This is a genomic window from Achromobacter sp. ACM03, assembly GCF_014851665.1.
Taxonomy (GTDB): domain Bacteria; phylum Pseudomonadota; class Gammaproteobacteria; order Burkholderiales; family Burkholderiaceae_B; genus Achromobacter; species Achromobacter aegrifaciens.
Genome location: NZ_JACVAD010000013.1, coordinates 40,267 through 62,956, shown reverse-complemented (window position 1 = coordinate 62,956; position 22,690 = coordinate 40,267). Strand labels below are relative to the sequence as shown.

The 22,690-nt window shown below is 66.0% G+C and carries 20 protein-coding genes and 1 rRNA gene; 7 read left to right on the top strand and 14 right to left on the bottom strand.

Annotation, left to right across the window (positions count from 1 at the left end):
- Positions 1-100: ribosomal RNA gene (gene rrf, locus IB257_RS31200) — 5S ribosomal RNA — on the top strand; the annotation flags it as partial.
- A 179-nt stretch (positions 101-279) separates the two neighbouring features.
- Here rrf and IB257_RS31195 read toward each other — a convergent pair.
- On the bottom strand, positions 280-1,689 hold the full coding sequence (locus IB257_RS31195; protein ID WP_175182341.1) for a sigma-54 dependent transcriptional regulator: 1,410 nt from the start codon (positions 1,687-1,689) through the stop codon (positions 280-282).
- Positions 1,673-3,652 (bottom strand): ATP-binding protein, encoded by a 1,980-nt coding sequence (locus IB257_RS31190; RefSeq protein ID WP_175182340.1) that lies wholly within the window; start codon positions 3,650-3,652, stop codon positions 1,673-1,675. The genes IB257_RS31195 and IB257_RS31190 overlap by 17 nt, the downstream gene beginning before the upstream one ends.
- Positions 3,653-3,944: 292 nt before the next feature.
- Here IB257_RS31190 and IB257_RS31185 point away from each other — a divergent pair, with 292 nt between their 5' ends.
- Entirely contained in the window at positions 3,945-5,318 is a 1,374-nt protein-coding gene (locus IB257_RS31185; protein WP_192493328.1) for a dicarboxylate/amino acid:cation symporter, read from the top strand.
- Between the two features lie 145 nt (positions 5,319-5,463).
- Here the strand turns inward: IB257_RS31185 and IB257_RS31180 are convergent, their stop codons facing one another.
- From IB257_RS31180 to IB257_RS31150, 7 genes are all read right to left on the bottom strand, one after another.
- Positions 5,464-6,078 carry a nucleoside triphosphate pyrophosphatase gene (locus IB257_RS31180; RefSeq protein WP_175214403.1) on the bottom strand — a complete coding sequence of 205 codons (615 nt, stop codon included), beginning with the start codon at positions 6,076-6,078 and terminating at the stop codon, positions 5,464-5,466.
- A gap of 34 nt (positions 6,079-6,112) precedes the next feature.
- On the bottom strand, positions 6,113-6,583 hold the full coding sequence (gene rlmH, locus IB257_RS31175; protein WP_175164216.1) for a 23S rRNA (pseudouridine(1915)-N(3))-methyltransferase RlmH: 471 nt from the start codon (positions 6,581-6,583) through the stop codon (positions 6,113-6,115).
- 7 nt (positions 6,584-6,590) lie between these two features.
- The gene (gene rsfS, locus IB257_RS31170) at positions 6,591-6,992 is read right to left on the bottom strand and encodes a ribosome silencing factor (RefSeq protein ID WP_013392761.1); all 402 of its coding nucleotides are present in this window, start codon (positions 6,990-6,992) and stop codon (positions 6,591-6,593) included.
- A gap of 75 nt (positions 6,993-7,067) precedes the next feature.
- A complete protein-coding gene (nadD, locus tag IB257_RS31165) occupies positions 7,068-7,655 on the bottom strand; it encodes a nicotinate (nicotinamide) nucleotide adenylyltransferase (protein WP_054458761.1) in 588 nt (195 codons plus the stop codon).
- Positions 7,652-8,563, bottom strand: coding sequence for an oxygen-dependent coproporphyrinogen oxidase (hemF, locus tag IB257_RS31160; protein ID WP_054458759.1), 912 nt, complete (start codon positions 8,561-8,563; stop codon positions 7,652-7,654). Before hemF ends, nadD begins: the two co-directional genes overlap by 4 nt.
- A 12-nt stretch (positions 8,564-8,575) precedes the next feature.
- Entirely contained in the window at positions 8,576-9,883 is a 1,308-nt protein-coding gene (purD, locus tag IB257_RS31155; RefSeq protein ID WP_054458757.1) for a phosphoribosylamine--glycine ligase, read from the bottom strand.
- A 138-nt stretch (positions 9,884-10,021) separates the two neighbouring features.
- The gene (locus IB257_RS31150; RefSeq protein WP_054458755.1) at positions 10,022-10,753 is read right to left on the bottom strand and encodes a YebC/PmpR family DNA-binding transcriptional regulator; all 732 of its coding nucleotides are present in this window, start codon (positions 10,751-10,753) and stop codon (positions 10,022-10,024) included.
- 161 nt (positions 10,754-10,914) lie between these two features.
- Here IB257_RS31150 and IB257_RS31145 point away from each other — a divergent pair, with 161 nt between their 5' ends.
- The 3 genes from IB257_RS31145 (at position 10,915) to IB257_RS31135 (ending at position 14,653) form a co-directional block, all read left to right on the top strand.
- On the top strand, positions 10,915-12,441 hold the full coding sequence (locus IB257_RS31145) for a helicase HerA-like C-terminal domain-containing protein (RefSeq protein WP_054458783.1): 1,527 nt from the start codon (positions 10,915-10,917) through the stop codon (positions 12,439-12,441).
- A gap of 152 nt (positions 12,442-12,593) precedes the next feature.
- Entirely contained in the window at positions 12,594-13,661 is a 1,068-nt protein-coding gene (locus IB257_RS31140) for a tartrate dehydrogenase (RefSeq protein WP_192493327.1), read from the top strand.
- A 32-nt stretch (positions 13,662-13,693) separates the two neighbouring features.
- A complete protein-coding gene (locus IB257_RS31135) occupies positions 13,694-14,653 on the top strand; it encodes a hypothetical protein (protein WP_192355251.1) in 960 nt (319 codons plus the stop codon).
- A gap of 56 nt (positions 14,654-14,709) precedes the next feature.
- Here the strand turns inward: IB257_RS31135 and IB257_RS31130 are convergent, their stop codons facing one another.
- The 5 genes from IB257_RS31130 to IB257_RS31110 form a co-directional block, all read right to left on the bottom strand.
- Positions 14,710-16,308, bottom strand: a complete 1,599-nt coding sequence (locus tag IB257_RS31130; RefSeq protein ID WP_054458751.1) for a DHA2 family efflux MFS transporter permease subunit — start codon at positions 16,306-16,308, stop codon at positions 14,710-14,712.
- Complete coding sequence (locus IB257_RS31125) at positions 16,305-17,498, bottom strand: efflux RND transporter periplasmic adaptor subunit (RefSeq protein ID WP_119451017.1); 1,194 nt, start codon at positions 17,496-17,498, stop codon at positions 16,305-16,307. Before IB257_RS31125 ends, IB257_RS31130 begins: the two co-directional genes overlap by 4 nt.
- A 22-nt stretch (positions 17,499-17,520) precedes the next feature.
- Positions 17,521-18,942, bottom strand: a complete 1,422-nt coding sequence (locus IB257_RS31120; RefSeq protein ID WP_192493326.1) for an efflux transporter outer membrane subunit — start codon at positions 18,940-18,942, stop codon at positions 17,521-17,523.
- A gap of 96 nt (positions 18,943-19,038) precedes the next feature.
- Complete coding sequence (locus IB257_RS31115) at positions 19,039-19,545, bottom strand: MarR family winged helix-turn-helix transcriptional regulator (RefSeq protein WP_125473726.1); 507 nt, start codon at positions 19,543-19,545, stop codon at positions 19,039-19,041.
- Between the two features lie 33 nt (positions 19,546-19,578).
- Complete coding sequence (locus tag IB257_RS31110; RefSeq protein ID WP_054458744.1) at positions 19,579-20,472, bottom strand: DMT family transporter; 894 nt, start codon at positions 20,470-20,472, stop codon at positions 19,579-19,581.
- Positions 20,473-20,548: 76 nt separating this feature from the next.
- Between IB257_RS31110 and IB257_RS31105 the strand changes: the two genes are divergently transcribed.
- Complete coding sequence (locus IB257_RS31105) at positions 20,549-21,526, top strand: DMT family transporter (RefSeq protein WP_175164228.1); 978 nt, start codon at positions 20,549-20,551, stop codon at positions 21,524-21,526.
- A gap of 71 nt (positions 21,527-21,597) precedes the next feature.
- Positions 21,598-22,587, top strand: coding sequence for a quinone oxidoreductase (locus tag IB257_RS31100; protein WP_192493325.1), 990 nt, complete (start codon positions 21,598-21,600; stop codon positions 22,585-22,587).
- Positions 22,588-22,690 lie beyond the last annotated feature (103 nt).

Here is a 22,690-nt window from a genome sequence, read left to right as displayed (position 1 = left end):
GCGAGTTGGTCCCACTCCTTCCCATCCCGAACAGGACAGTGAAACGACTTTGCGCCGATGATAGTGGACGGACGTCTGTGAAAGTAGGTCATCGTCAAGCTTTTATTCCGCAGAACCCCACAGGTAATCCCTGTGGGGTTTTGTCTTTGTGGCGACCGAATGTATTGCGCTCGGGATCTCTCGCGCGATACCACCAGCCGCAGTCCCAATGAAAAACCCCTCGCAGGAATATCCTGCGAGGGGTTTTGTTTTGCTGCCGCAATCTGGGCGCTGAACGGCCTACTGCTGCGTGTATTGCTGGCGGTCTATGCCGTGGCGCTGCAGCTTGTCATAGAAGGTCTTGCGCGGAATGCCCAGGAACTCCAGGGTGGCCCTGATGTCGCCTTGGTGCGCCTGGAGTGCCTCGCGGATGAGCTGTGCTTCGAAGCGCTCCATCCGTTCCGGCAGGCTTGACGCGGCGTCCTGGGCCACGGCGGTTGGCGGGGCAGGGATATTCAACACGCCAAGCACGACCCGCTCGGCGAAATGCGCAAGTTCACGCACGTTGCCGGGCCAGTCGTGCGTCATGAGATGTTGTTTGATGGACGCCGGCATTTCCGGGATGTCGCGCTGGAAGCGGCGCGATGCGTGGCCGAGGTAGTGGGCGAACAGCAGCGGAATGTCCTCGCGGCGTTCACGCAGCGGCGGAATCCGGATGGTGACCACATTGAGGCGGTAGAACAGGTCTTCGCGAAACTTGGCGCGTATGGCTGGACTGCCCAGGTCTTCCTTGGTGGCGGCGACCACGCGCAGGTCCAGATTGCGCACTTCGTTGCTGCCCAGAGGAGTGATCTGGCGAGATTCGAGCACGCGCAGCAGCTTGACCTGCACCGCCAGCGGCATGCTCTCGATCTCGTCCAGGAATAGCGTACCGCCGCTGGCATGCTCGATCCGGCCGATACGCTTCTTCTGGGCGCCGGTGAAGGCGCCGGGCTCGTGGCCGAAGAGCTCGCTTTCGATGACGCTTTCAGGCAGGGCGCCGCAGTTGATCGCGACCAGTGCGCGGTGCCTGCGGCGGCTCAGGCGATGCAAGGCGGTGGCAACGACTTCCTTGCCGGTTCCGGTCTCGCCTTCGACCAGTACGTCCACGTCGGCATCCGCGATATGCCGCAGCGTTTGCTTGATGCGTTGCATGGCCGGCGTCGTGCCGATGAAAGGCACCTCGTCGGCCTGGACGGCGAACGCGGCTTCGCGCAGCCGGCGGTTTTCCAGCACGAGATGGCGCTTTTCCGCAGCGTGCATGATAGCGGTGATCAGCCTGTCGGCGGCATAGGGTTTGGCCAGGAAGTCATAGGCGCCGTCGCGCATGCATTGCACGGCCGTGGCGATGTCGCCATGGCCGGTGATCAGAATGACGGGGATGTCGGGGTCTATGTCCCGCAAGCGCTGGAAGAGTTGCAGGCCGTCCATGTCGGGCATGCGTATATCGCTGACGACCACGCCGTCGAAATCGCGCGTTAGTGTGGGCAGGGCAGAGCGTGCGCTGGCATGCGCGTCCACGGCGATGCCGTGCAGCTTCAGCGTCTGCGTATTGGCGCGCAGCAGTTCGTCGTCGTCGTCGATGAATACCGCACGCGGCAAAAACGGCTGGCGCTGGCTGTCGTCAATGGATGCCGGCGCGGCTGGCGGAAATTCAGGAGCGCGGTTCATGGTGTAGCTCGGTAGCGTTTTGCTGGCCAGACGCCTTGCGCAACGTCAGGATGAACATGGCTCCGCAGCCCGGGGCATGCGGAGCGGGAAAGACGGGATCGGCCGGGCCGGCGGCGATCAGGTCGCCACCGAATTCGGTGACGATGTCGCGGCAGATGACCAGCCCCAGTCCGAGTCCTTCGGCCTTGGTCGTATAGAAGGGAGTAAACAGATGCGCCCGCGCCTCGGCCGACAGGCCGGGACCGTTGTCGCTGACGTAGACCTGCACGGTCGCGCCCAGGTCCTGCAGCGCCACGACGATGCGGCCGTCGGGCCGGCCTTCCAGCGCTTCCATCGCGTTTTGCAGCAGATTCACCAGCACCTGTTCCAGCCGTATGCGATTGGCCAGCACCCGGTAATTCTGACCCGCGGGCGGACGTTGCAGGACGATGCCCTGGCGCCGCGCGCGCGGCGCAACCAGCAACAGCGCGCCCTCCAGACAATCCTTCAGGTTCGCGGGACCGATGGACGTGTCGGCCTTGCGCGAAAAGGCGCGCAATTCTCCGGTGATGTGGCCGATCCGCTCCGTCAACGCCGCGATGGTACCCAGGTTTTCCTGCGCCGAGCCTTCATCTTGCCTGCGCAGGAACTCGGCGGCGTTGTCCGCATAGGCGCGTATGGCCGCGACAGGCTGGTTGATCTCGTGCGCCACGCCGGCTGCCACCTGTCCCAGCAAGGCGAGCTTGCTGGCCTGGACCAGTTCTTCTTGCATGGTGTGCAAACGGGCGGCGGTGCGTTGGCGCTCGTCCATCTCATCGACCAGTTGTTCGTTGACTTGCAGCAGCTGAGCCGTGCGTTCATCGACCAGGGAGGCCAGCTGTTCGTGGATGGCGGCCTGCTGCTCGGCACGCTCACGGTTGCGGTGGCGGCGAAAGAGAACGATGCCGACCAAGGCGGCTAGCGCGCACTGCGCAAGCAGCGCGCCCAGCTGGGCGTTGGCGGTAGCCTGGTTGATGGCCGTCTGCACGGGCGACAACAGATGCAGTGTCCAACCTGGGGACTCGACAATGGGTAACGTCGTGTGCACCAGCGGCGCGCCTGCGGGGATCTGTGGCAGGGTTACGTCGGCGCGCACCAGCTGGCCATGGCTGATGGCTTGTAGCTGCGGCCGCAAGGGTAGCGGGAAAAAGGGCGCGTCGCCGAATTGCAGGCTGCTGCGCAAGGCCCGGGCCAAGTCTGGGGTGAGCGGAGCCAGCACATCGAAACGCCAGTCGGAGATACTGCCCAATAGCACTACGCCATGCTCGTCCGTGACGAAAATGGGCGAAACCGATTGGCGCCAGTCGGCCTCCAGGTCCCGGAAATCCACTTTCAGCACGACCACGCCCAGCATGGCGCCGTTGACGTCATCCACGCGTCGCGACAAGTACAGCCCGGCTTCGTGGCTGATCGTGCCCAAAGCGAAGTGCTCGGCCGAGCCATGGGCTACCGATCCCTGGAAATAGGGCCGAAACTGGTAGTCCACGCCGACAAACGTGGCGGGTTCACGCCAGTTGCTGGCAGCGATCGCAAGGCCCTTCTTGTCCAGCACATAGATGGCGGATGCGCCGACGCCGCGGCTCAACGTATCGAGCTTGTCGTCCAGGGATTCGATCTGCACGTGCGAGCCTCCCTGCAGCGCCGCGCGCACGTCGACATCGCGCGTCAGGACAAAGGGCAGCGCCCTGAATTTGTCCAGGTTGTTGCGCAGCAATGCCGCGTTGAGCTGGGCTGCCACGCGTGCCTGCTCCCCGGCATTCTTCAGCGCGCCGTCGCGCGCCCAGAGCGTGGCGGCGTGCAGTACGCCATAGACGACCGCGACACCCAGCAGGATGGCGATGGCCTTCCAGGGCCAAGGCCAGACAGGCGTGTTCCGAGGGCGCCGCGGCTTTCTGGCCTGGTCCACGCCGGGTCGGGCATCGCGGGGAGAGGAGTGGGTCGACATGGAGTGTGCGGTTTTTCGCACATTCTATATCTTTTTTGTGTGAAATTCCGCCAATAAAGGTCGGGGCAGTGCGCTGAGAGAAGAAAAATTCCTTTTTTGATCAAGGGCTTGGAGCGCAAGAGGAAGGTCTGCCGATGTTGGCACGCCTCTTGCATTAGTAAAGCCAAGCCCGGCGGCGTTGCCTGCGGGGTGAAATCGGCTTGCGGCGATACGCGCTTGCCAGAAAACAGATAACGCCCCAACGCCCGCGCTGAACCGCCCGGAGCAAGGGGCCTTGGTGGGGACAATCCCAATGATCGACGTGGATCAAGTCGCGCCCGTGCGCAAGCTCAAGTTCTATCAAATCCTCTATGTGCAGGTGATTTTCGCCATCGTGGTGGGCGTGCTGCTGGGCGCGTTCAAGCCCGAGCTCGGCCAGCAGATGCAACCGCTGGGCGACGCCTTCATCAAGCTGGTGAAGATGATCATCGCGCCGGTGATCTTCCTGACCGTGGCCACCGGCATCGCGGCGATGAGCGACCTGAAGAAGGTCGGCCGCGTGGCGGGCAAGGCCATGCTGTACTTCCTGGTGTTCTCCACGCTTGCGTTGATCGTAGGCATGATCGTCAGCCATATCGTCCAGCCGGGCGCCGGCATGCACATCGACCCCAAGACGCTGGACGAGAAGGCGGTCTCGGGCTACGTGGCCAAGGCGCATGACTCGACCATCACGGGCTTCCTGATGAACGTGATTCCGACCACGATCTTCAGTCCGTTCGTGGGCGGCGACATTCTCCAGGTGCTGTTCGTGGCGGTGTTGTTCGGCATTTCGCTGGCCATGGTGGGCGAACGTGGCCAGCCGATACTGAACTTCATGACTGCCCTGGCACAGCCCGTCTTCAAGCTGGTCGCCATCCTGATGAAGGCCGCGCCCATCGGCGCGTTTGGCGCGATGGCCTTCACCATCGGCAAGTACGGCATCAAGTCCGTCATCAATCTGGCGATGCTGGTGGGTACGTTTTACGCAACCTCGGTGCTGTTCGTGGTCGTGGTGCTGGGCCTGGTGGCGCGCTACAACGGCTTTTCGATCCTGAAGCTGGTGCGCTACATCCGCGAAGAGCTGCTGCTGGTGCTGGGCACCAGTTCGTCCGAAGCCGCGTTGCCCACGCTGATGCAGAAGATGGAACGCGCCGGCTGCTCGAAGTCGGTGGTCGGGTTGGTCGTACCCACCGGCTACTCGTTCAACCTGGACGGCACCAACATCTACATGACGATGGCGGCGCTGTTCATCGCGCAGGCTTGCGATATTCCGCTGTCGCTGGGCGACCAGATCCTGCTGCTGCTGGTGGCGATGCTGAGCTCCAAGGGCGCGGCGGGCGTGACCGGGGCAGGCTTCATCACCCTGGCCGCAACCCTGTCGGTGGTGCCTTCCGTTCCGGTCGCCGGCATGGCGCTGATCCTGGGCGTGGACCGCTTCATGTCGGAATGCCGCGCGCTGACCAACCTGGTCGGCAACGCGACTGCCGCCGTGGTCGTGGCGCGCTGGGAAGGGGAGCTGGATAAGGAGCAGCTGCATGCCGCGCTCGAGGGCGAGCTTCAGCCCGCGCCCGTGCCTGCCGCGGCTCCGGTTCAGGAAGCGCCGAGGGCTGGCGGCGTACCCATGGGCCAGCCGCTGCAGCATGGCTGAAACAGCGTAGATCCGCGGCTGCCTGCAGGCGGCCGCAACTATTGATGCAGCTGTAAGCCCCGGCAAGAAGGACTGCCCGCCGGAAAAAAAATCCCCCGGACCTCGACGGTCTCGGGGGATTTTTTTCGACCGGAGGCCGCGGTTTTCAGGGCATCTGTATCCCTGCCGCGCGCAACAGGTTTGCAGTTTCGAACAAGGGCAGGCCCATCACGCCGGTATAGCTGCCGGCGATATGCGAAACGAACGTGCCCGCCAGGCCCTGGATGCCATAGGCGCCCGCCTTGCCGTAGGGCTCGCCGCTGTCGCAGTAGCGGCCGAGTTCCTCATCCGTCAGCGCGCGCATGCGGACCTCGGTGATGGACACGGCCTCCAGCAACTGGTTTCCAGTCCAGACGGCGACGGCGGTGTGTACTTCGTGGGCGGAGCCGGACAGCGCGCGCAGAATGCGCATGGCGTCGTCGCGGTCGGCCGGTTTGCCCAGTACTGCGCCCGCCAGGATAACCGTGGTGTCGGCGGCCAGCAGCGGCAGTTGCGGCAGGTCCTGGCTGAGCATCCAGTCGCGTCCGCGCAGGGCCTTGTCGCGCGCAGTGCGCTGGACATAGTCGGCGGCGCTTTCGCCGGGATGTTGGGGTTCGTCCTCGCCCGGCGGGGCGGGTACGAGCAGGACTTCGTGGGCCAGGCCGACCTGGGTCAGCAGCTCGCGCCGCCGGGGACTGGCGGAGGCAAGGTAGAGGCGCGCGGAGGTTGCGGTGTCGGTCATGCGTCAGCAGGATGGGCGCCGGCCCGGCCAGCGGTCAGGCGCGGTGGTAGGGATGATTGGTCATGATGGCCCAGGCCCGGTAGAGCTGTTCGGCCAGCACCACGCGCACCATGGGGTGCGGAAGCGTCAGCGAGGACAGGCGCAATTGGCCGGAACAGGATGCCTTCAGGTCGGCATCCAGCCCGTCCGGGCCGCCGACGAGAAAAGCAACATCCTGACCGCCGGCGCGCCATTGTTCCAGCTTCTGCGACAACGCCATGGTGGTGAGGTCGCGTCCGCGTTCGTCCAGCGCCAGGCGCAAGACGCTGGCGGGCAGGGCGGCGTCGATCCGCTTGGCTTCCGCCGCCATCATCTGGGCGGGCGTCTTGCCGGTGGTGCGGGGTTCAGGCTTGATTTCGCGCAGTTCCAGCGCGCAGTCGGCCGGCAGGCGCTTGGCGTAGTCGTCCCAGGCGGTTTGCACCCAGTCCGGCATGCGCGTGCCCACGGCCACGACGATCAGCTTCACGGCGCGCTCAGTACTCGGCGTCGTGCGCGCCGTCGTTGGCGACCGGCGCGGGGCGGGTGGACTCGGGCAGGAGCTTCACGCGCACCGGCTTGCCGCCCCAGATCTCTTCCAGGTTGTAGTACTGGCGGATGGCGGGCTGCATGATGTGCACGACCACGTCGCCCAGGTCGACCACGACCCATTCGCCCGTGTCTTCGCCTTCGATGGTGATGCCGGAGAGATCGAGCGCACGGCCGCGATCCGCCACGCTGGAAGCGAGGGCGCGGGTCTGGCGGTTGGAGGTGGCGCTTGCAATCACGACGCGATCGAACAGGCTGGTCAGATGCGTGGTGTTGTAGACCTTGATGTCTTGCGCCTTGACGTCTTCGAGGGCGTCGATGACGGCGCGTTGGAGTTTTTGTATATCCATAGTCAGTAAATATAACCCGCGGGCGGACAGCGGATGCTGGCCCCGTGGCGCTTTCAGCGCACCGCGGGTGTAGGTTTATCGGTAAAGATGGTGCGCCGCAATATACGCGGCCACCGGAGCGGCAAGCAGGCCTTCGGTGGATTCGCCTTGCGCCAGGCGCTGGCGGATCTGCGAGGCCGAAACCGGCATGGGAGCAAAAGGCAGTTCCTGCAGTTCGCGTCCCTGGCCGCGCAGGTGTTCGGCCAGCGCCGGCGGGGCGCTGAGCGCCGTGCCCGGGCGGGTGGCCACGGCCAGGTCCACCAGGCTGGCGATGTCCTGCCAGTCGCGCCAGGTACAGAAATTCGCCAACTGGTCGGTGCCCAGCAGCCAGACGTAGCGCGCGTCCTGGGGCAGGGCGCGCAGCGTGTCGATGGTGTAGGTCGCGCCGCCGCGGTCGATTTCGATGGGATTGACCACCAGGCCCGCATGGCCGGCGATGGCCAGTTGCAGCATGTCGCGGCGTTGTTCGGCCGTGGCGTGCAACGCTGCGCGTTGCCAGGGATTGGCCGCGGGGATGAGCTGCACCTCGGCCAGGCCCAACGTCTGCAAGGCGTTCTGCGCCAGGGCGATGTGCGCGACGTGGACGGGGTCGAAACTGCCGCCCAACAGGCCGATGCGCTTCAAACCCAGTCCCGCGGTTTGAGGTAGGCGGCCAATTCGGCCTCGGGCGTGCCTGCCTCGGGCTGCCAGTCGTAGCGCCACTGCGCCAGCGGCGGCATGGACAGCAGGATCGACTCGGTACGTCCGCCGGACTGCAGGCCGAACAGCGTGCCGCGGTCGAAGACCAGGTTGAATTCCACATAGCGGCCGCGGCGGTAGGCCTGGAAATCGCGCTCGCGCTCGCCGTAGGCCTGGTCGCGGCGGCGTTCCACGATCGGCATGTAGGCCGGCAGGAAGGCGTCGCCCACCGATCGGGTCAGCGCGAACGAGGCGTCAAAGCCGGGAGCGTTCAGGTCGTCATAGAAGATGCCGCCCACGCCGCGCGTTTCATTGCGGTGTTTTAGGAAGAAGTACTCGTCGCACCAGCGCTTGTAGCGCGGGTAGTAGTCGGCGCCATGGCCGGCCAGGGCATCGCGGCAGGTGGCGTGGAAATGGCGGGCGTCTTCCTCGTAGGGATAGTAGGGCGTCAGGTCGATGCCGCCGCCGAACCAGAAGACGTCGGCCTCGTCGTGGCCGGGCCGGGCTGCCGCCAGGAACATGCGCACGTTCATGTGCGTGGTGGGCACGTAGGGATTGCGCGGGTGCAGCACCATGGACACGCCCATGGCTTCCCAGGACCGGCCGGCCAGTTCCGGGCGGTGCGCGCTGGCCGAGGGCGGCAGCTTGCTGCCCTGGACATGGCTGAACAGCACGCCGGCCCGTTCGAACAGCGAGCCGCCTTCCAGCAGGCGCGACAGCCCGCCGCCGCCCTCGGGGCGGACCCATTCGTCGGTACGGAAGGCCGCGCCCTCGGCGGCTTCCAGGGCGCCGACGATGCGGGCCTGCAAGCCGGTGAGGTAGTCCCGGACGGAAGAGACGGGCAAGGCGTTCATCGACGGTTCCGGCTAGGCGTTGGGCTTGGACTTCTGCTGCGAAGGCTTGAGCGCGCGCCAGCCGATGTCGCTGCGATACTGGCGGCCGTCGAAGTGGATGCCGTCGATCGCTTCGTAGACGCGGTCGCGGGCCATCTTGACGGAGTCGCCCAGCGCCGTGACGCACAGCACGCGGCCGCCGGTGGTCTTGACTTCGTCGCCGTCGAGCTTGGTGGCGGCGTGGAACACCATGCAGTCCTCGGCGTCGGCGGGCAGGCCGCGGATGACGTCGCCGGTGCGCGGCGTGTTGGGGTAGTTGTGCGCGGCCAGCACGGCGCCCAGGGCGGTGCGGCGGTCCCAGGTGATGTCGGCCTGGTCGAGCGTGCCGTCGACGGCATGCTCCAGGGCGTCCAGCAGGTCGCTCTTGACGCGCATCATGATGGGCTGGGTTTCAGGATCGCCCATGCGGCAGTTGAATTCCAGGGTCTTGATCTCGCGGTCGGGGTCGTCGCCCGGGGCGATCATCAGGCCGGCGTACAGGAAGCCCGTGTACGGGATGCCATCGCGCGTCATGCCCTGCACGGTCGGCAGGATGATTTCGCGCATGATGCGGTGGTGCAGTTCCGGGGTGACGATGGGCGCGGGCGAATACGCGCCCATGCCGCCGGTATTGGGACCCTGGTCGCCGTCCTGCAGGCGCTTGTGGTCCTGGCTGGTGGCCAGGGCCAGCACATTGCGGCCGTCGCACATGACGATGAAGCTGGCTTCTTCGCCCACCAGGCATTCCTCGATGACGACGCGCGCGCCGGCGGCGCCCATGGAGCCGTCGCCCAGCATGGCGTCCACGGCGGCATGCGCCTCTTCCAGCGTGGCGGCGACCACCACGCCCTTGCCGGCGGCCAGGCCGTCGGCCTTGATCACGATGGGAGCGCCTTCCTGGTCGATGTAGGCGTGCGCCTTGGCCGGATCGGTGAAGGTTTCGTAGCGGGCGGTCGGGATGTTGTGCCGGACCATGAAGGCCTTGGCGTAGTCCTTCGAGCTTTCCAGCTGCGCTGCGGCCTTGGTGGGGCCGAAGATCTTCAGGCCGCGGGCGCGGAACACGTCGACGACGCCAGCGGCCAGGGGGGCTTCAGGGCCGACGACGGTCAGGGCGACGCCTTCGCGTTGCACGAAATCGGCCAATTCCTCGGCATTGGTGAACGGGACGTTCTCGATCTGTTCGGCGCGTTGCGTGCCGCCGTTGCCGGGAGCGACGTATACCTTGTGGACGCGCGGGGAGCGGGCCAGCCGCCAGGCGAGGGCGTGTTCTCGGCCGCCAGAGCCAATTACCAGGAGTTTCATGTTGCGAGGTTCTTTAGGTTGCCAGTCGAGCGCCGCAAGGCGCCAGCCCGTGGAGTAGGCCAGGATCCAGGCGGACCCGGATCCGGTGACAGCGTGGCGCCGGGCAGGCAAGGCCCGCCCGGCGCCGGGGTAATGGAGTTACTGCGCTTCGTCGAAAACGACGTTCGTATAGACTTCCTGCACGTCGTCCAGGCCTTCCAGGGCGTCGAGCAGTTTCTGCATCTTGATGGCGTCTTCCCCGGCGAGTTCGGTCTCGTTCAGGGCTTTCATGACGATGCCGTCCACTTCGGCCTTCAGGCCGGCGGCGTCGAAGGCGCCGCGCACGGCGGCGTAGTCAGCCGGGGCGCAGACCACTTCGATCACGCCTTCCTCGTCGGTCGTCACGTCTTCCGCGCCGGCTTCGAGGGCGGTTTCCATGACCTTGTCTTCCGAGGTTCCGGGGGCGAAGACGAATTGGCCGCAATGCTTGAACATGAAGGCGACCGAGCCTTCCTGGCCCAGGTTGCCGCCGTTCTTGGCGAAGGCGTGGCGCACTTCGGCGACGGTGCGGGTGCGGTTGTCTGTCATGCAGTCGACGATGACGGCTGCGCCGCCGATGCCATAGCCTTCGTAGCGGACTTCTTCGTAGGCCTCGCCGTCGGCGCCGCCCGCGCCGCGCTGGATGGCGCGCTGGATGTTGTCCTTGGGCATGTTGGCGTCGGTGGCCTTGTCCCAGGCCATGCGCAGGCGCGGGTTGCTGTCCGGGTCAGGGCCGCCGGCACGCGCCGCCACGGTGATTTCACGAATGATCTTGGTCCAGAGCTTTCCGCGCTTGGCGTCTTGGCGCCCTTTGCGGTGCTGAATATTGGCCCATTTGCTGTGTCCGGCCATGGCTTCCCAGGGTAATTTGTCTGCAAAAATGGCATTTTACCGTGCCAGCGCCCGGCGCGCCCGGGGGCGGACCGCATGTGTCCATATTGCCACGCGCACAAGCGGCGCGGCAGGCTCTACACTTGGGCATCCATCTGATTCCCTGGTCCGGAGAGCTGCACATGCCCAACCCCATCGTCATCGCCAAGAATGCACAGACCGAATTGGCGCTGCTACCCGCCCTGGCAAACCGCCACGGCTGCATCACGGGGGCCACGGGCACCGGCAAGACCGTCACCTTGCAGGTTTTGGCCGAATCCTTCTCCCGTATCGGCACGCCGGTGTTCATGGCCGACGTCAAGGGCGACCTGACCGGCATTTCCCAGGCCGGCGCCGCGACTCCCAAGCTGCTGGAACGCCTGAAGAACCTGGGCCTGAACGAACCGGCCTGGGCGGCCAGCCCCGTCACCCTGTGGGACGTGTTCGGCGAGCAGGGGCTGCCGGTGCGCGCCACGGTATCGGATATGGGGCCGCTGCTGCTGTCCCGCATCCTGGAATTGAACGACACGCAGGAAGGCGTGCTGACGCTGGTCTTCAAGGTTGCCGACGACGAAGGCCAGTTGCTGCTGGACCTGAAGGACCTGCGCGCCATGCTGCAGAACGTCGCCGACCGCGCTTCGGAGCTGAAGACACGTTACGGGAATGTGTCTTCCGCCAGCATCGGCGCCATTCAGCGCGGCTTGCTGGCGCTGGAATCGCAGGGTGCGGAGAAATTCTTCGGCGAACCCATGCTCGACGTGGCCGACCTGATGCGCACGGATGCGCAGGGCCGAGGCATGGTCAACGTGCTGGCCGCGGACAAGCTGATGCAGGCGCCGCGCCTGTATGCAATTTTCCTGTTGTGGCTGCTGGCGGACCTGTACGAGAAGCTGCCCGAAGTCGGCGACATGGACCAGCCCAAGCTGGTGTTTTTCTTCGATGAGGCCCACCTGCTGTTCAACGATGCGCCCGCCGCGCTGCTGAACAAGATCGAGCAGGTGGTGCGCCTGGTCCGCTCCAAGGGCGTGGGCGTCTATTTCGTGACACAGAACCCGCTGGACATCCCCGACACCGTACTGGGCCAATTGGGCAATCGCGTCCAGCACGCCTTGCGGGCATTCACGCCGCGTGACCAGAAGGCCGTGAAGACGGCGGCCCAGACGATGCGTCCCAATCCGGGGCTGGACATCGAGGCCGCCATCACCGAGCTGGGCGTGGGCGAGGCGCTGGTTTCCTTGCTGGATCCCAAGGGGCGGCCGATGCCGACCGAACGCGCCTATATCGTGCCGCCGGCCAGCCGGATCGGCCCGGCGACCGACGCGGAGCGGCAGGCGTTGCGCCAGGGCAGTCCGCTGGCGTCGAAGTATGAGAAATCCATAGACCGCGAGTCCGCCTATGAAGTGCTGGCCGGGCGTGCGGCCAAGCCGGCGGACCAGGCCGGCGCGGCCGGGAACGGTTCCGCGCAGCCCGCAGGCAAGGGCGCTGCCGAGGAATCGGGTGGCGGCCTCATGGACAGCCTGAACGAGGTCTTGTTCGGGTCGACGGGGCCGCGCGGCGGCAAGCGCGACGGCGTGGTGCAGACCATGGCCAAGAGCACGGTCCGGTCGATCGCGCGTGAACTGACCCGGGGCATTTTGGGCTCCTTGCTGGGCTCGAAAGGCCGGCGTTGAAATCCTGATCCTGCGTGCCTGCCAGCAGTGGCTGGCGCGTCCGATTCGGGGCCGTATCGAGTAACATTTCCGTGCAATGATATGGAGGCTGCGCGTGGCCGCTCAGACCCGCGGCGCGCATAGTGCATCCAAGGAAAACAAAGGAAGACGTGGTGGCAAAGAAACACAAGATTGCGGTGATTCCTGGAGACGGCATCGGCAAGGAAGTCGTGCCTGAGGGCTTGAAGGTGCTGGACGCGGTCGCAACGCGATTCGGCATCGATTTTCAGTGGGACCATTTCGACTGGAGCTGCGACTACTACGCCAAGCGCGGCAAGATGATGCCGGACGACTGGCAGGCGCAGATCGGCCAGCACGAAGCGATTTTCTTCGGCTCCATCGGCTGGCCCGCCACGGTGCCTGACCACGAAGCGCTGTGGGGCTCGCTGTTCAAGTTCCGCCGCGAGTTCGACCAGTACATCAACCTGCGCCCGGTGCGCCTGATGCCTGGCGTGCCCTCTCCGCTGAAGGACCGCCAGCCCGGCGAGATCGATTTCTTCATCGTGCGCGAGAACACCGAAGGCGAATACTCCAACAGCGGCGGCCGCCTGTTCGCGGGCACCGAACGCGAAGTGGTCATCCAGGAAAGCGTCTTCACGCGCATCGGCGCCGACCGCGTCCTCAAGTTCGCCTTCGAACTGGCGCAGAAGCGCGGCAAGCACCTGACCGCCGCCACCAAGTCCAATGGCATTTCCATTTCGATGCCCTGGTGGGACGAGCGCGTGGCCGAGATGGGCGAGAAGTACCCGGACGTGCGCTGGGACAAGTACCACATCGACATCCTGTGCGCGCATTTCGTGCAGCATCCCGACTGGTTCGACGTGGTGGTGGCTTCCAATTTGTTCGGCGACATCCTGTCCGACCTGGGACCGGCCTGCACGGGCACCATCGGCATCGCGCCTTCGGCCAACCTGAACCCGGAACGCAAGTTCCCGTCCCTGTTCGAACCGGTGCATGGTTCGGCGCCGGACATCTACGGCAAGGGCATCGCCAACCCGATCGGCCAGATCTGGAGCGGCGCGCTGATGTTGGACTTCCTTGGCTATCCGGACGCTTCGGCTGCGGTGGTCAAGGCCATCGAAACCGTCCTGGCGGAAGGTCCGCGTACCCGGGACATGAAGGGCACTGCCTCCACCGCCGACGTCGGCAGCGCGATTGCCGCGCTGATCGCGGCGGGCTGAGGCAAGTCCTCGCCAGACCCTTCGGCTAGTCAATGGACGAATCTGGCTTTTCCTTCTCCGCTGCCCACGTGGGTAGCGGGCGGGCCGACCGTTTCGTGCGCAAGCTGTACCGCGTGCTTCGGTCGCGCACGCAGAGGCATAACCAGCACTTGTGGCCTTTCGTCCGGATCCGCAGGGATAGGTCAGGCGCCATCTGCGGCTTTCGCGCCTTTGGCCGACCGCAGCCAGTCACGCCGTTGGCTCAAGGGTACGATTCCGCCGACCAGGAAGTACATCTGATCCTGAGCGGCCCGTCGGTCACGCAGATACCTTACGACCGGCTCGACATCCGGGTCGCGATGGGCGTGAATGGCGCCATCATGCTGGCGCGCAAGTTCGACCTGCCGTTCAAGTATTACTGCATCATCGACCAGAACTTCGTGCGCGAGCGTATCGAGCTGGTTCGCGAGATCGTGTCGCGCGACCTGACGCTGTACGTCTTGCCCGAGGTTCTGCGCTACATCATGCAGGGGCTGCCGCAGGAGTCGATCCGCTGCCGCATCTGCGTCATTGAACTGATCTCCGCACGGGCCTACCAACGCATCTCCGCGCCAGCCGTGCTCCAGCGCATGGCGGCGGCCTCGCCCGACGTGCAGTTGCTGGACGCAAAACAGGCCATGGGCTTCAGCTTCAACGTGGCCTTGGGCGTGTTCGACGCCGATACAGTGGCCTATGCCGCCTTGCAGGTGCTGGTGTCCAGCGGCGCCCGCAAGGTCTACGCGCACGGGCTGGATCTGACGTTGCAAAATGGCGTGCGCTTTTATGATGAAGGGACCTCGCGCCAGTCGAGCAGGCTAGCGCGCAAGTTTTCGCAGTTGATTGAGCCGTCGTTCCGCTTCGCCGCCGCGCAATGGCGCGCTCGTGGCATCTCGGTGTTCAACCTGTCGCCCACCAGCGCCTTGCCGGCCGACGTCATCGAGCGCGCCGACTGGCAGGTCTTGCTGAAGGAATAGCGTTCTTGTGCCGCCAGGCCCTGGACGCAGATCGGTCCGGGGCCTGGCGCTGCGCCTCAGTGGGCGCCGGCCGCCGCTTCGGCCGCGCCGCCGCCGCCCGCCTTGGCCGACCGGGGACGAGCGAACCAGACCAGGCCGGTGAGTGCCAGGAAGATGATCGCGGAGGCGTAGAACACGTCTACCGCGGACATCGTGAAGGCTTGCGCATTGATCAGTCCGTCCACCATCGTCAGCGCTTGCTGATGCGTCACGCCCAGCCCGTTCTGCAGCGTCGCCATGGTCTGGTCGAACGCCTGCTGGCCGGGCTTGGCGACTTCGGTGAGCTGCGCGTGATGCATGGTCGCGCGGTTTTCCCACAGGGTGGTGGCGATGGACGTGCCGAACGCGCCCGCGGTCAGGCGCAGGAAGTTCGACAGACCCGAGGCCGCGGGAATGCGCCACGGCTCGATGCTGGACAGCGTGATCGACGTAAGCGGCACGAAGAACGTCGCCATGGCCGCGCCCTGGATGATGGTCGGCACCATCAGCGTGCGGACATCGGTCTGGGTGTTGAAGCCAGAACGCATGAAGCACACCAGCGCGAAGATCAGGAACGCCACCGTCGCGATCTGCCGCGGATCGCGCGTGGCCAGCATCTTGCCGACGATGGGCGTCAGCAGGATCGCCAGCAGGCCCACCGGCGCGGTCACCAGCCCCGCGTAGGTCGCGGTGTAGCCCATGTTGCTTTGCAGCCATAGCGGCAGCAGCACCACGTTGCCGAAGAAGACGCCGTAGGCCACCGCCAGCGTCAGCGCGCCGACCGTGAAATTGCGGATTTTGAACAGGCGCAGATCCACCACGGGGTGGGCGTCGGTCAGCTCCCAGATCAGGAAGAAGACGAAGGCGACGAACGCGGTGGCGGCCAGCGCGATGATGGTGCCGCTGGCGAACCAGTCCAGCTCCTTGCCCTTGTCCAGCATGATCTGGAGCGCGCCTACCCATACCACCAGCAGCGCCAGCCCGACCTTGTCGATCGGCAGCTTGCGCGTGACCGATTCGCGGTCGCCATAGATGCGCCAGCTGATCCAGGCGGCCAGCAGGCCCACCGGCACGTTGATGTAGAAGATCCACGGCCAGGTGTAGTTGTCGGAGATCCAGCCTCCCAGCAAGGGCCCGGCGACGGGCGCCACCAGCGTGGTCATGGACCAGACCGCCAGCGCCATGCCCGCCTTGGACTTGGGGAAACTCGCCAGCATCAGCGCTTGCGACAGCGGAATCATGGGCCCGGCGACCGCGCCTTGCAGCACGCGGAACGCGATCAGCGCTTCCAGCGAGGGCGCAAAGCCGCACAGCCATGACGCCAGCACGAACAGCAGGGTGGAGATCAGGAACAGCCGCACCTGTCCAAAGCGCTGCGTGAGCCAGCCCGTGAGCGGCACTGTGATCGCGTTGGCCACGGCGAACGACGTGATGACCCAGGTGCCCTGGCTGGTGCTGACGCCCAGATCGCCGGAGATGGTCGGGATGGACACGTTCGCGATGGACGTGTCCAGCACGTTCATGAACACCGCCGTGGACAGCGCGATGGACCCGATGATGCGGGTCGCGCCTTCCAGCGGCGGGTGGGCGCCGGGCGGGGGCGCCGGCGCGGCGGCGGGCTGCTTGGCTGCGCTCATGATGCGAGGTTGGCCTCGATGATCTTGCTGATCATGGCGTCGACTTCGTCATGGGCCGGCTCGAAGGCGCGCGTCGACCAGGCCGGCTCCTTGCGTTCGGCCTGCGTCAGCGGTTCGCCTTCCTGCTTGCCCACGTCCACTTCCACGTCCATCGACAGGCCCACGCGCAGCGGGTGCTTCTTCAGGTCCTCGGGGTCCAGCGCGATGCGCACCGGCACGCGTTGCACCACCTTGATCCAGTTGCCGGTGGCGTTCTGCGCGGGCAGCAGGGCGAAGGCGCTGCCCGTGCCGGCGTCCAGGCCGGCGATGGTGCCGTGGTAGGTGACCGAGCTGCCGTACAGGTCGGCCACCATCTTGGCCGGCTGGCCGATGCGCATCTTGCGCAGCTGGCCTTCCTTGAAATTGGCCTCGATCCACACCTGGTCCAGCGGCACCACCGTCATCAGGGCCGAACCGGGCGCGACGCGCTGGCCGACCTGCACGCTGCGCCGGGCCACCACGCCACCCACCGGAGCGGGCAGCACGGTGCGCGATTGCGCCAGCCAGGCGTTGCGCAGGCCGGCTGCGGCCTGCTGCACGTCGGGGTGGTCGGCGACCGTGGTGCCCTGGGTCAACGCCTGGTTGGTGGCCAGCTTGGCGCGGGAGGCTGCCAGCGCGGCGCGGGCTTGCGCCAGGCCTGACTGGGCGGACTTCAGCGCGGCTTCGGCGTGCAGGATCTCTTCGCCGCTGACGCCGCCGGACTTGGCCAGTTGCTGGCGGCGGTTGACGTCGCTTTGCGCGCGGGTCAGTTCGGCCTGGGCGCGCAGGATGTCGGCGTTGCGCAGGTCGACGTCGGCGGCCAGGGCGTCGTTCTGGACGTAGATGGTGCGCACCTGGCGCACCGTTTGCGCAAGTTTGGCCTGGGCCTGCTGCAAGGCCACGTCGGTGTCGGCCGGGTCCAGGCGCACCAGCGGCTGGCCGGCGGCCACGGTTTCCGTGTCGTCGGCCTCGATGGCCACGACCGTGCCGGGCACTTGCGGCGTGATCTGCACCAGGTTGCCATGCACGTAGGCGTCGTCGGTGCTCTCGAAATGAGCGCCGAAGAGCGCCCACCAGATGCCGTAAGCGATCGCGATGAGGATGAAGGCGCCGGTTGCCAGCAGCAGCAGGCGTTTGCGGGCGGGATTGGCGGCGGGAGTGGCTGCGGTCATGACGTCTGAGTCCGGGGAGCGTTCAATGGGTGGAGTTCGTGGCGGGGGCCGGCTCGGCCGCGGGGGCGTAGCCGCCGCCCAGCGCATTGGCGAGAGTGGCGTCCAGCTGATAGGCGCGGATGCGCAGATCGGTGTCCAGTCGCGCCTGTGTCAGCACGCCGGTCTGCGCAATGAGCACGGAGATGTAGTTGCCCATGCCGGCCTTGTAGCGCTTGACCGCCAGGTCATAGGCGGCGTCGATGGCTTCGCGGGCCTGGCGCTGCTGGGCCTTTTCCTGGTCCAGCAGGCGCAGGCCGTCGAGCGCATCGGCCACCTGGTGCACGGCGTCCAGCACGGTCTGGTTGTAGTCCGACACCGCGAGGTCGGCGTCGGCGCGCCGGCCCGCCAGGTTGGCGTTCAATTCGCCGCCGTGGAAGATCGGCAGCGTGACCGCCGGGCCGAAGCCGGCCATACGGGCATCCGCGCCCAGCAGATTGCCGGTGCCCATGGCCTGGAAGCCGACGAACGCCGCCAGGTTCACATTGGGGTAGAACTCGGCCTTGGCGCTGTCGATGGCGTGGCGGGCGGCTTCGGCGCGCCATTTCGCAGCGGTGACGTCGGGGCGATGGCCCAGCAGGTCCAGCGGCACGTTGGCGGGCACGCCGCCGGCGGGAGCGGTCAGCGCCACCGGCTGCAAGGATTGCCCGCGTTGCGGACCGGCCCCGGCCAGTGCCGCGACCTGATTGCGCAGCTGCGCCAACGTGGTGTCGGTCTGGGTCAGTTCCACCTTGCCGGCGGCCAGCGACGATTCCGCCTGTTTGACTTCCACCTGGGTGTCCAGCCCGGCCGTGTAGCGGCCTTGGGTCAATGACAGCACCTCGGCGCGTTGGGCCAGCACGCGGTTGAGCACGTCACGCTGGGCAAAGGCGTTCTGCAGATTCAGGTAGGCGCGGACCAGGGCGCCGGCCAGCAGATTGCGCGCCGCCTGCGCATCGGCCGCGGCGGCGGCTTGCTGCGATACGGCCGCTTGCAGGCGCGACCGGTTCTTGCCCCAGAAGTCCAGCTCATAGCTGAAGTCCAGCGCCAGCCGGTTGTCGCTGACGACCGAGCCGCCCATGGGAGCGGGGTAGATGTAGTCCTTGGACAGGTGTTCGCGGGTCAGCGTGTAGTTGGCATCCACCCGGGGCAGCAGCGGGGCGCGTGCGATGCCGACGGCGGCATTGGCCTTGGCCAGGCGCGCTTGCGCCGCGCTCATCGAGGGGTTGTTGGCCAAGCCCTCGTCCAGCAAGGCATTGAGCTGCGGATCGCCGTAGCGCTGCCACCATTGGGTTTCGGGCCAGACGGTGTCCTGGCTGGTGAGCCCCAGCTTGGCGCCGTCCAGCGCGGCCACCGGCTCGGAGCCGGATTCCATCAATGCGCAACCGCTCAGGGCCAGCACCAATACGGTAGTGAGAAGGCGTTTCATCCTGACTGTTTGCTGAAAGTAATTGATTGATCTGTATTTGCCTAGGCAATTATTATGCCAAATAAAACCCCGAAAGCCGGGGTTCGTTGGCGGACCTTAGCGGTTTGGGGGGGCTGACGAGGCGGAGCCGTTGGCGATCATCCGGCGCAGCAGGTGCTTGAGCTGCGCGACTTCGTCGCTGGAAAACCCGCGCAGGTGGTAATTCAGTACCCGCGCGATATTGGGCGGGATCGCGCGCGCCTTGGCCTCGCCGATCTCGGTGAGTTCGATCTTGACGACGCGGCGGTCTGTCTGGCACCGGTTGCGGCGCAGCAGTCCCTTGGCTTCCAGCCGGTCCAACGCGCGGGTCATGGCGCCCGTGTCCATGCCTGTAAGCCTGGCGAGTTCAGCGGGCGTATCGGCGCGGCCCTGGAACACCAGCAGCACCGGACGCCATTGCATCGCGGTGAGTTCCAGCGGGGCCATTTCCTGGTCCAGCATCCGGTTCAGGGAATTGGAAACCAGTTTGATCAGGAAGCCGGCGTTTTCATCCATTACGCAGCTGGCGTCTGCGCGGTAATGGACGGGGCCGTCGGACGGAGAAGTGGGAGGCGCAGCAGTCATATGCGCCGAATTTTACTGCCTAGTCAGTTATTGTCAAGGCTGCGTTTTCGCCGCGATGTCCGGCTGTGCGGCGGGCGCCTGCTTGCGCAGGCCCGACCAGACGATGGCGGCCACGATCAGGGCGGCGCCCGCCATCATGCGCGGCGTGGGCTCCTGGCTGAACAGCGCCCAGGCGAAGGCGATGGCGTAGACCGGCTCCAGCGCGATGACCAATCCGGCGCTGCGCGCGTTCAGCCGCGTCAGGCTGGACACGAACAGATAGTGCGACAAGCCGGTGCAGAAAATGCCCAGCAGCGCCAGCCAGAACCAGTCCAGCGCAGGCAGCGCAGGCAACTGGGATACGGCGAAGGGCAGCATTACCAACGCCACGATCAGGTTCTGCCAGCAGGCCACCTGCATCGGGTCCATACCCGAGGCCGAACGGCGGTTGCTCAGCGCCAGCAGCGCGAAGCTCAGGCCCGACAAGAGGCCCCAGGCCAGGCCGATGGTGCCCTGGTCGGCCAGGTCGAACGCGGGCGTGACCAGCACCAGGCCTGCAGTCACCAGGCCCAGCAGCAGCCATTCGGTCGGACGGATGCGTTCCCGGAAGAGCAGGCCCTCGAACAAGGTGATGAAAGCGGGGAAGCTGGCGAAACCCAGCGTGGCGATGGCGATGCCGCCGACTTTCACGGCGATGAAGAAAGTGACCCAGTGGCCCGCCAGCAGGGCGCCGGACACCACCAGCACGAACAGCTGCGCCGGCGTCAGGGCGCCCAGGAGCGGCTTGCGGCGCATGCGGGCGAACAGCCCCAGCGCGAGCACCGCGAAGACGGCCCGGCCCAGCGTGATCACGGCGGCGCTGGCCTGGATCAATTCGCCGAACACGCCGGTCAGGCCGAAAAGCACTGCGGCAACGTGGATGTAGGTGAGGGCGCGGTGTCGGGTCATGCGTGAGGCAGGCGTATGGCGAAGAAAGCGTGGGTAAAGGCGTGCGGTGTTTTTGCACTGAACATAAAATCATCGCATGAATCGCCTTGCCAAGCTTTCGCCGTCCTTCCGCCTTTCCAACCGCACCGCCGGTTTTTTCCTGGCGACCCTGGGCGCAGTCCTGTTCTCGGCCAAGGCCATCGTGGTGAAGTTCACTTACCGCTACGGCATCGACGCGGTCACCCTCATTGCCTTCCGCATGCTGTTCGCCATGCCGTTCTTCGCTGCGGTGGCCTGGCATCAGTCGCGCCGCGCGGCGCGCGGCGAAATCCCCGTGATGACCTGGAAGGAGCGCGCGCAGGTCTGCGTGCTGGGCCTGCTGGGCTATTACCTGTCCAGCTTCCTGGACTTTCTGGGGCTGCGCTACATCACCGCCAGCCTGGAGCGCCTGATCCTGTTCCTGTCGCCTTCGCTGGTGGTGTTGCTGTCGGCGTTCTGGTTCAAGCGCGCGGTCGAGCGCCGCCAGTGGATGGCCATGGCGCTGTCCTATGCCGGGGTGGTGCTGGTGTTCGCCCACGACCTGTCCTTCGGCGGCGGCGAGGTGCTGTTAGGGTCTTTGTTCGTTTTCGGGTCGGCCGCAAGCTATTCTGTGTACCTGATCTGTTCGGGGGAACTGGTCAAGCGCTTGGGAGCGACGCGCCTGGTGGCGTATGCCATGCTGGTGTCTTGCGTGGCCTGCATCATCCAGTTCTTTGCCGTGCATCCCCCGTCCATGCTGATCCAGCCTGCCGGGGTCTACGGGTATTCGGTGATCCACGCCACGCTGAATACCGTCGTGCCGGTGTTCATGCTGATGTGGGCGGTGGCGCTGATCGGCGCGCCCACCGCGTCGCTGCTGGGCATGATCGGGCCGGTGTCGGTGCTGTTTCTGGCGTCGTGGTTTCTGCAAGAGCCCATCACTGTGTGGCAGATGGCGGGGACCGCGTTGGTGCTGGCAGGGGTATTCGTGCTGATGGGGGGCGGGGCCGGCAGGCTGGCGTCCGCCAGGCAGGACGGGACCCGGCCATCGCGTTGAATCTGATTTTTCTCGTTCAGGGGCCGCAGACAGGCTCTCGTTAGCATTTTTTCCAATGAAAGGAGGCCAGCATGGCCAGCAATCTCGTCAAGGCAATTCGTATCGAGCAGCACGGTGGTCCTGAAGTCCTGAAGCTGGTCGAGGTGGAAGTGCCTCCGCCCGCCGCCAATGAAGTCACGATCGAGCAGCACGCCGCCGGCCTGAACTTCATCGATATCTATTACCGCACGGGCTTGTATCCCCACGCGTTGCCGCACGGCCTGGGCTTCGAGGGCGCGGGTGTCGTGACCGCGGTCGGCGCCGACGTCACGCATCTGAAAAAGGGCGACCGCGTCGCCTACGGCCAGAGCCCCATCGGCGCCTACGCCAAGGCGCGCAACGTTCCGTCCGCGCAGGTCGTCAAGGTGCCCAAGGGCATCGGCTTTGACGAAGCGGCGGCTTTGATGCTCAAGGGCCTGACGGTGCAATACCTGTTCCGCCAGACCTACCGTCTGCAAGGCGGCGAGACCATCCTGTTCCACGCGGCCGCAGGCGGCGTGGGCCTGATCGCGTGCCAATGGGCCAAGGCCCTGGGCGTGAAGCTGATCGGCACCGTCTCCAGCCCCGAGAAGGCCGAACTGGCCCGCGCCAATGGCGCCTGGGAAACCATCGACTACTCGCGCGAGAACGTGGCCGAGCGCGTGCTCGAGCTGACTGGCGGCAAGAAGGTGCCGGTGGTGTATGACGGCGTGGGCAAGGACACCTGGGAAACCTCGCTGGACTGCATCGAGCCGCGCGGCCTGATGGTGAGCTTCGGCAATGCGTCCGGCCCCGTGTCTGGCGTCAACCTGGCGACGCTGAACCAGAAGGGCTGCCTGTACGTGACGCGCCCGTCGCTGGGCCTGCACGTGAACACGCTGGCCAAGCTGCAAGCCGCCTCCGAGGAGCTGTTCGACCTGGTCCTGAAGAAGAAGATCAAGGTCCGCATCGACCAGCGCTACACGCTGGAGCAGGCCGGCGAGGCCCAGACCGCGCTGGCCGCGCGCAAGACCACCGGCGCCACGGTGCTGATGCTGGACTGATCCGACGTCCGCGATGCGCGGGCCCCACAAGGGCGCCGCGCCAGGCCCGGCACCGCGCTGCGCGTTGCCGGGTTTTTTTTGCCGTGCGCAGAATGACAAAACG

Excerpts from the sequence above, each read along its gene's own strand:
- IB257_RS31105 (WP_175164228.1), top strand. The coding sequence starts at position 20,549 with ATGAATCGCCTTGCCAAGCTTTCGCCGTCCTTCCGCCTTTCCAACCGC.
- purD (WP_054458757.1), bottom strand. The coding sequence starts at position 9,883 with ATGAAACTCCTGGTAATTGGCTCTGGCGGCCGAGAACACGCCCTCGCC.
- IB257_RS31145 (WP_054458783.1), top strand. The coding sequence starts at position 10,915 with ATGCCCAACCCCATCGTCATCGCCAAGAATGCACAGACCGAATTGGCG.
- IB257_RS31135 (WP_192355251.1), top strand. The coding sequence starts at position 13,694 with ATGGACGAATCTGGCTTTTCCTTCTCCGCTGCCCACGTGGGTAGCGGG.
- IB257_RS31150 (WP_054458755.1), bottom strand. The coding sequence starts at position 10,753 with ATGGCCGGACACAGCAAATGGGCCAATATTCAGCACCGCAAAGGGCGC.
- IB257_RS31100 (WP_192493325.1), top strand. The coding sequence starts at position 21,598 with ATGGCCAGCAATCTCGTCAAGGCAATTCGTATCGAGCAGCACGGTGGT.
- IB257_RS31120 (WP_192493326.1), bottom strand. The coding sequence starts at position 18,942 with ATGAAACGCCTTCTCACTACCGTATTGGTGCTGGCCCTGAGCGGTTGC.
- IB257_RS31130 (WP_054458751.1), bottom strand. The coding sequence starts at position 16,308 with ATGAGCGCAGCCAAGCAGCCCGCCGCCGCGCCGGCGCCCCCGCCCGGC.
- IB257_RS31115 (WP_125473726.1), bottom strand. The coding sequence starts at position 19,545 with ATGACTGCTGCGCCTCCCACTTCTCCGTCCGACGGCCCCGTCCATTAC.
- IB257_RS31180 (WP_175214403.1), bottom strand. The coding sequence starts at position 6,078 with ATGACCGACACCGCAACCTCCGCGCGCCTCTACCTTGCCTCCGCCAGT.
- IB257_RS31185 (WP_192493328.1), top strand. The coding sequence starts at position 3,945 with ATGATCGACGTGGATCAAGTCGCGCCCGTGCGCAAGCTCAAGTTCTAT.
- IB257_RS31125 (WP_119451017.1), bottom strand. The coding sequence starts at position 17,498 with ATGACCGCAGCCACTCCCGCCGCCAATCCCGCCCGCAAACGCCTGCTG.
- rsfS (WP_013392761.1), bottom strand. The coding sequence starts at position 6,992 with ATGGATATACAAAAACTCCAACGCGCCGTCATCGACGCCCTCGAAGAC.
- IB257_RS31195 (WP_175182341.1), bottom strand. The coding sequence starts at position 1,689 with ATGAACCGCGCTCCTGAATTTCCGCCAGCCGCGCCGGCATCCATTGAC.
- IB257_RS31190 (WP_175182340.1), bottom strand. The coding sequence starts at position 3,652 with ATGTCGACCCACTCCTCTCCCCGCGATGCCCGACCCGGCGTGGACCAG.
- IB257_RS31110 (WP_054458744.1), bottom strand. The coding sequence starts at position 20,472 with ATGACCCGACACCGCGCCCTCACCTACATCCACGTTGCCGCAGTGCTT.
- hemF (WP_054458759.1), bottom strand. The coding sequence starts at position 8,563 with ATGAACGCCTTGCCCGTCTCTTCCGTCCGGGACTACCTCACCGGCTTG.